This is a genomic window from Hymenobacter sp. (assembly GCF_031398885.1).
GTDB lineage: Bacteria > Bacteroidota > Bacteroidia > Cytophagales > Hymenobacteraceae > Hymenobacter.
Window position 1 is genome coordinate 47079 of the sequence record NZ_JANNOD010000126.1, and the last position, 6559, is coordinate 53637.

The 6559-nt window shown below is 63.5% G+C and carries 6 protein-coding genes; 2 read left to right on the forward strand and 4 right to left on the reverse strand.

Annotation, left to right across the window (positions count from 1 at the left end):
• The first annotated feature begins 19 nt into the window (after positions 1-19).
• Complete coding sequence (locus RMO51_RS22125) at positions 20-724, forward strand: hypothetical protein (protein WP_310398166.1); 705 nt, start codon at positions 20-22, stop codon at positions 722-724.
• A gap of 31 nt (positions 725-755) precedes the next feature.
• A complete protein-coding gene (locus RMO51_RS22130) occupies positions 756-1931 on the forward strand; it encodes a glutathionylspermidine synthase family protein (protein WP_310398167.1) in 1176 nt (391 codons plus the stop codon).
• Between the two features lie 195 nt (positions 1932-2126).
• Here the strand turns inward: RMO51_RS22130 and RMO51_RS22135 are convergent, their stop codons facing one another.
• The 4 genes from RMO51_RS22135 to RMO51_RS22150 form a co-directional block, all read right to left on the reverse strand.
• A complete protein-coding gene (locus RMO51_RS22135; RefSeq protein ID WP_310398168.1) occupies positions 2127-2789 on the reverse strand; it encodes a phosphatidylserine decarboxylase family protein in 663 nt (220 codons plus the stop codon).
• A 292-nt stretch (positions 2790-3081) separates the two neighbouring features.
• Positions 3082-4368: a Glu/Leu/Phe/Val dehydrogenase gene (locus tag RMO51_RS22140; RefSeq protein ID WP_310398169.1), complete on the reverse strand. Its 1287-nt coding sequence runs from the start codon at positions 4366-4368 to the stop codon at positions 3082-3084.
• A gap of 183 nt (positions 4369-4551) precedes the next feature.
• The gene (locus RMO51_RS22145) at positions 4552-5544 is read right to left on the reverse strand and encodes a phosphatidate cytidylyltransferase (RefSeq protein WP_310398170.1); all 993 of its coding nucleotides are present in this window, start codon (positions 5542-5544) and stop codon (positions 4552-4554) included.
• 102 nt (positions 5545-5646) lie between these two features.
• On the reverse strand, positions 5647-6559 hold a 913-nt coding region (locus RMO51_RS22150; RefSeq protein WP_310398171.1), incomplete at its 5' end, for a CPBP family intramembrane glutamic endopeptidase.

Consider the following 6559-nt stretch of genomic DNA (forward strand, 5'->3'; position numbering starts at 1 on the left):
GCTCTTTCCAACCCGTCCCATGAAAAAGCATTTTCACTCCCTCGGCGACTGGCGCCGCAACGTGCTCATGATTGCCGCCGCCAGCAGCCTCGGCCTGGCCCTGCCCGCCTGCTCTTCCAATGACACCGTGGAGAGCCGCCGCGACCAAGCCGGCGGCGACCAGGGCAACGGCGCCGAGGGCGGCTGGGGCGGCGAAACCTACAGCCAGGGCGTTATCACCGAAATGACCGAGGTGAAGGCCGGCGAGTGGAAAATCACGGCCGAGCGCCCCGCCGGCAAAGAAGAAGTGGCCGCCGTGCTTCACCACCTCGACGGCAAAACCGACACCCTGCAAGGCCAGGCCCTGCAACGCCAGATGCAGGAATACAGCCGCGCCAACCCCGAAAACCGCGCCCAGGGCAACGGCCTGATGAACGTGCTGATGTGGAGCAGCATCGGCTTCATGGCCGGCCGCTTCCTTACCCCCAACATGGGCTACTACGCCAATCCCGGCGTGATGCGGCAAAACCAGGGCTGGCGCACCAACGTGGCCAACGAGCGCGCCACCGGCCGCGGCTTTTTCGGGCGGGGCTTCAGCGGCAGCGGCACCTCCGCCACCGCCGGCATTCAGGAAAGCCGCTCCACCGCCAGCGCCGCGCCGCGGCCCAGTGCCCGCAGCAGCGCGCCCGCCGGCCGCAGCAGCGGCTTTGGCAACCGCGGCGGCTTTCGGGGCTTCGGCGGGTAATTATTTGAGTGAGTAGTGAGCAAACAGAAACATGGTAAACCTGCTTCCGCTTCCCGGCGATGTCTCCCCCGCCGTGCGCGCGCTGGGCTGGGAATGGGCCATTGAGGAAGCCTGCCAGAACTACGTGGCCAAGGAAGCCGTGCAGTTGGCCGAGGGCGAGGCCGAAATCCTGCTGCAAGCCGCCGACACGCTGTACGACATGCTGGTGCAAGCCATCCCAGACCCCATCTCCGATGATTTTCTGCAAAAGCTGGCCATCCCGGCCAACCTGTGGGCCGCCGTGCGCCACTCCTGGAACGACGAGCGCCACTGGCACCTCTACGGCCGCTTCGACCTGGCCCTGACGGCCGACGGCCCCAAGCTGTTAGAATTCAACGCCGACACGGCCACCAGCCTGCCCGAAACCGCCGTGGTGCAGTGGGCCAGCCTGGTGGCTGCGGGCCAAGGCGAAGAAGGGCAGCAGGCCAACGGCCTGTTCGAGTGCCTGGAGGACCAACTCCGCCACTGGCGCGGCCTCAACAACGACCGCCAGGCCACGCTGCTGCTCGCGTACCTACCCGGCAGCGCCGAGGACGAGGCCAATTGCGCCGTGCTGGCCGAAGCCGCCCGCACGGCCGGCTTCGCCGATGTGTACATCTGCCCCGTCGACGACATGAAGGTGTCAGTAGACGGCGCCGACCGCGGCGTGTGGGCCGAAACCGTCCCCGGCCAGTGGCAGAAGTTCGACTTCCTGTTTAAGCTCGTGCCCTGGGAAATTTTGGCGGAAGAAGAGCCCGACCTCACGGCGGACTTCACCAACCTGCTGCTCACCCGCGACGTCATCATTGCCAACCCCGCCTACGGCCTGCTGTTCCAAAGCAAGGGCCTGCTGGCCCACCTCTGGGAAGCCTTCCCGCACCACCCGCTGCTGCTCGAAGCCAGCCGGCAGCCGCTGGCGGGTCACCACGTGCGCAAGCCCCTTTTCGGCCGCGAGGGCCAGAACGTGGCTGAAACCCAAGCCGATGGCCGAGCTGGCGCCGAAGTGCCGGGCGAGTTTGGCAACCAACCCCAACTCTACCAGCGCTGGGCTGAGTTGCCCACCGATGCCCAGGGCCGCCGCTACCAAGCCGGGGTGTTCTGGGCCGGCGAGGCCTGCGCCATTGGCTTCCGGCGTGAGGCCGGGCTCATCACCAATCTATCGGAGTTCGTGCCGCATGTGCTTGTCTGAATCACGGATTCCTGCGGATTTTGCGGATTCCACGGATTTCGCGCACGGCGCAAAGCACTGTTCTTTCGAGCTACGAAAAGAAAAAAGGCCATTCAATCGAATGGCCTTTTTTCACGGGTTATACCTACATGCTTTACTCAAAAAAGGACGTGCACAAAATCCGTAGAATCCGCAAAATCCGCAGGAATCCGTGATTCAGACTTTCAGCTGACAGATGACGGTTTCGCCGCCTTTCACCTTCTGGCCCAGGGTCACCTTCACTTCGGTGTCCATCGGCACGAACACGTCGACGCGGGAGCCGAACTTGATGAAGCCGAACTCCTCGCCCTGGCTCACTTCGTCGCCTTCGTTCACGTACCACACGATGCGGCGGGCCATGGCGCCGGCAATCTGGCGGAAGAGGACCAGCGGGCCGGCGTCAGACTCGACCACCACGGTGGTGCGCTCGTTTTGAGTGCTGCTCTTGGGGTGCCAGGCCACCAAGTAGTTGCCGGGGTGATACTTAAAGTATTTCACCAGGCCCGAAATCGGGTTGCGCGTCACGTGCACGTTGATGGGCGACATGAAGATGCTGATTTGCTTGCGCTCGTCCTCGAAGTACTCGGGCTCGAATACGGTTTCAATCACGACCACCTTGCCATCGGCCGGGGCTAGCAGCAGGTCTTCGTGGGTGAACAGGTGGCGGAAGGGGCTGCGAAAAAATTGCAGGATTAGCAAAAAGATAATGACCGTGGCCCCGGCAAACAGCCGGTTGACGAGGTCATTCCCCTTGTTGTATTGAAATACCAATAGGTTGAGCGCCAGCAAAACCAGTAGCGTAACGAACAGAATTCGTCGTCCTTCTTTGTGAATCTTCATAAATCGCAGATGGTGCTGATTACCCGAGATGTCGCTGATTTCAACGAACTCGCTCAGGGTAACAACAGAAGCGGCATATAGTAGCGGCCAGACAAATTACGGCCAGAAATAAAGAAGGCACGGACCATGGGGCCCGTGCCTCTGCTTACGTAACAAAATGACAACTAACCGAACGGCTCGTCGGCCAGTTCGTGGCCCGCGCGGGTGGCCGAAACTTTCATCGTCGCTGCGCTACCCGCCGCGTCGCCTGTCATCCGCAACGCCTCGGGCAATCAGCACCATCTGCGATGAATTAGAAGCCGCCGCGGAACTTGTAGGTCTGCGCGACTTTGTCGATGGCCACGACGTAGGCCGCGATGCGCATCGGGATGTTGTATTTCTGGCTGGTCTGGTACACCTTCTCAAAGGCGTCGTTCATGATGCGGTCGGCGCGGTCGGTCACCATGTCAAGGCTCCACTTGAAGCCCTGCTTGTTCTGCACCCACTCGAAGTACGACACCGTGACGCCGCCGGAATTGGCCAGAATATCCGGCACCACCAGAATGCCCTTCTCGTTGATGATGGGGTCGGCCGAGGCCGAGGTGGGGCCGTTGGCGCCTTCCACGATGAGCTTGGCTTTGATGTCGTGGGCGTTGTGCTCGGTGATGACGTCCTCGACGGCGGCCGGCACGAGCACGTCCACCTCGGAGGTCAGCAGGTCGTCCGGGTCCATCGACGTGGCGCCCTCGAAGCCGTAGAGACGGCCGTTATGGGCGTTTTTGTAGGCAATGGCTTCGTCGATGTTGATGCCGTTGTCGTTCCAGTACGCGCCGGAAATGTCGGAGACGCCCTTGATTTTTACGCCCTGGGCGTGCAGCAGGACGGCGGCCCAGGAGCCCACGTTGCCAAAGCCCTGGATGGCGGCCGACACCGCGGTCGGCTCCAGGCCCAGCTTTTTCAGCGCGGCCATGGTCGATACCATCACGCCGCGGCCGGTGGCCTCGGTGCGGCCCAGCGAGCCGCCCATCACCAGGGGCTTGCCCGTGACGACGGCCGGCGAGGTGGTGCCGTTGGTTTTGGAGAATTCGTCCATCAGCCACGCCATTTCGCGGGGGCCGGTGCCCATGTCGGGGGCCGGAATGTCGCGGTCGGGGCCGAAGATGTCCTTCAGGGCCAGGGTGTAACCGCGGGTCATGCGCTCAATCTCGCCGGCGCTCATCGCGGTGGGGTCGCAGATGATGCCGCCCTTGGCGCCGCCGTAAGGGATGTCCACCACGGCGCACTTCCAGGTCATCCAGGCCGCCAGGGCCTTTACTTCGTCGAGGTGCACGTTTTTATCGTACCGAATGCCGCCCTTGCTGGGGCCCAGAATCGTGTTGTGAATCACGCGGTAGCCCTCGAACACGCGGATTTTGCCGTTGTCCATCGTCACCGGAATGTTGACGATGACCTGCTTGTCGGGCGCTTTGAGCACGTTGTACGTCTCGTCGTCGAGGCCGAGGATTTCGGCCGCGATGTTGAAGCGCGACATCATCGATTCGAGCGGGTTTTCGCGGTCTACTATCGGAGCCGGCTCTTTATACACGGTTTGGGCTGCCATTCGGAGGGGGATTAAATGGAAAGTGTTGGGTGGGAGTATGCGTACGGTTTAGGGCCGCAAAGGTATAGTTTTTGGCAGGATGCGGCATGCGTCTTTTTCGGGGCGACCGCACCCCCCGACTCCCGCTTTTGAGGAGAGGGGAGAGGGGGGCAGGGGGTGCGGTGGGACCCGGGCACCCGCGCCCTACCCGGCCAGCAGTTGCAGCAGGGCCAGCACCGGCAGCACCAGCAGGAAGGCGTCGAACCGGTCGAGCAGGCCGCCGTGGCCGGGCATGATGCTGCCCGAATCCTTCACCCCCACGCTGCGCTTGAGCATGGACTCGGCCAGGTCGCCGAGGGGCGCGAACACGGCCACCACGCCGGCGGCCACGAGGCGGTGGGCCAGCGGCAGGTCGGGCAGCAGGGAGCCCAGGGCCCAGCCCACCAGCAGCGTGAGCAGGAAGCCGCCGGCCCAGCCCTCCCAGGTTTTGGCGGGCGAGATGCGGGGCGCCATTTTGTGTTTGCCGAAAGTCTTGCCCGCGGCAAAAGCGCCGATGTCGGACGCCCAGATGAGGAAGAGCAGGGCGAAGACCCGACGGTAGTCGTAGGCATTCGGATGTACAGAACCTGCAGACAAATTATAATTATCAGGAATTAAGGCAAAATTGTAAGCCAGCCCAATTAGTAAGCACATGGGCAAAGACACGTAAACCAGTCCAGCAAGGGTTACCCCAATATTGCTGAAAGGCTTGTCGTATCGCGGCCACAGAAGCATCTCACGCAGCATCAACAGGACTGGCAACAATAAGAACGGCCCGAGTATCCAGGCAAATGGCAGGATTACTGTGTGCCAGCCTGGGTTGCCAGCCGTCGCAAAATCTATCCGAGTGATGTCGGCGTACATGTTGAACTTCAAAATAGCCGATATAGCAAATACATAAACACTCACCCCCACCCCAATCCACGCGGCCGGCGCGTACCCGCCCGCCCGCATCATCCGGTAGAACTCCCACAGCATGATGGCCTGCACCAGGCCGAAAAATAACCCGAACGTCCAGGGGCCGAACCACACGCAGCCCAGCAGCAGCGCGGCGCCGATGATGCCCCAGATGAGGCGCAGCCGCAGGTTGCTGGGCTTGCGTTTCGCGGCGGGGGCATTGGAAGAAACAGGAGCAGTCGGGGGCGTAGAGTCGGGCAAGTCGCGGGGGGTGTGGAGACGCGTCCTGGCGTCTCGTCGTGGCTGATGGCGTGAAGTCTGCGCAGCCTTCACCGGTCACCGGCGAGCCGCAAAGATGCGTCCCTACGGTTCATTGCGCCGCCCGGCTACGCCGGCGCTGCTCAGGGTGAGCATGGCGGTGGGCGCGGGCGGGGCCGTCATGCGCTGATGCAGTACGTAGAGCAGCCCGGCCGAAAGCACGGCCGAGGGCAGCACCAGCGTCCAGGGCAGGGTGTCGGTGGAGTCGGGGTTGAAGCCCCAGCCAAACTGCCCGCGCTGGGCCAGGTACAGCACCACGAGCTGAAAGGCATTCTGGGTGAAGTGCGCGGCCATGCTCACCAGAATGTTGCCGCTCCAGAGGTACAGATACCCCAGCACCAGGCCCAGCACCAGGCGCGGCACGAACCCGAAAAACTGCAGGTGAATGGCCGAAAACAGCGCCGCCCCCAGCCACACGCCCACGTGCGGCGAAAACCAGCGCACCAGGTTCTTCTGAATTACGCCCCGGAACACCAGCTCCTCGCCCACGGCCGGCACCACGGCAATGACGACGACGGCCCCCAGAAAGCGCCCCGCGGAGTTGAACTGGGTGAGAAACTTAATGAGGCCCTGGGCCCGGTCCTCGCTGGCCCGCGCCCACAGCTCAAACCCGCGCAGCGCCTCGGGCAGGTGCGCCCCCGCGTTCCAGGCAATGACGACGGACATGAACGGCAGGACGACGACGATGAGCGCCGCCGCGCCCAGCAGCCACCAGCCGGCGCCCAGCCGCCGCGGGCTGAAATACTCGGCCCAGCCGTAGCCCAGCGCCGAGGCCAGCGCCAGCGCCCCGCCCGCGCAGGCCGAAATCAGCAGCAGTCCCTGCGCCGCCATCAGCAGGCCCCAGCCCTGGGGGTAGCCGGTGGGGTACGCCATGACCTTCGCGGCTTCCGTCAGCGAGAGCCCGTAGCCCACCCGGGCCCAGGTAAAAACCAGGGTGTAGCCCACGCAGGCGCCCGCC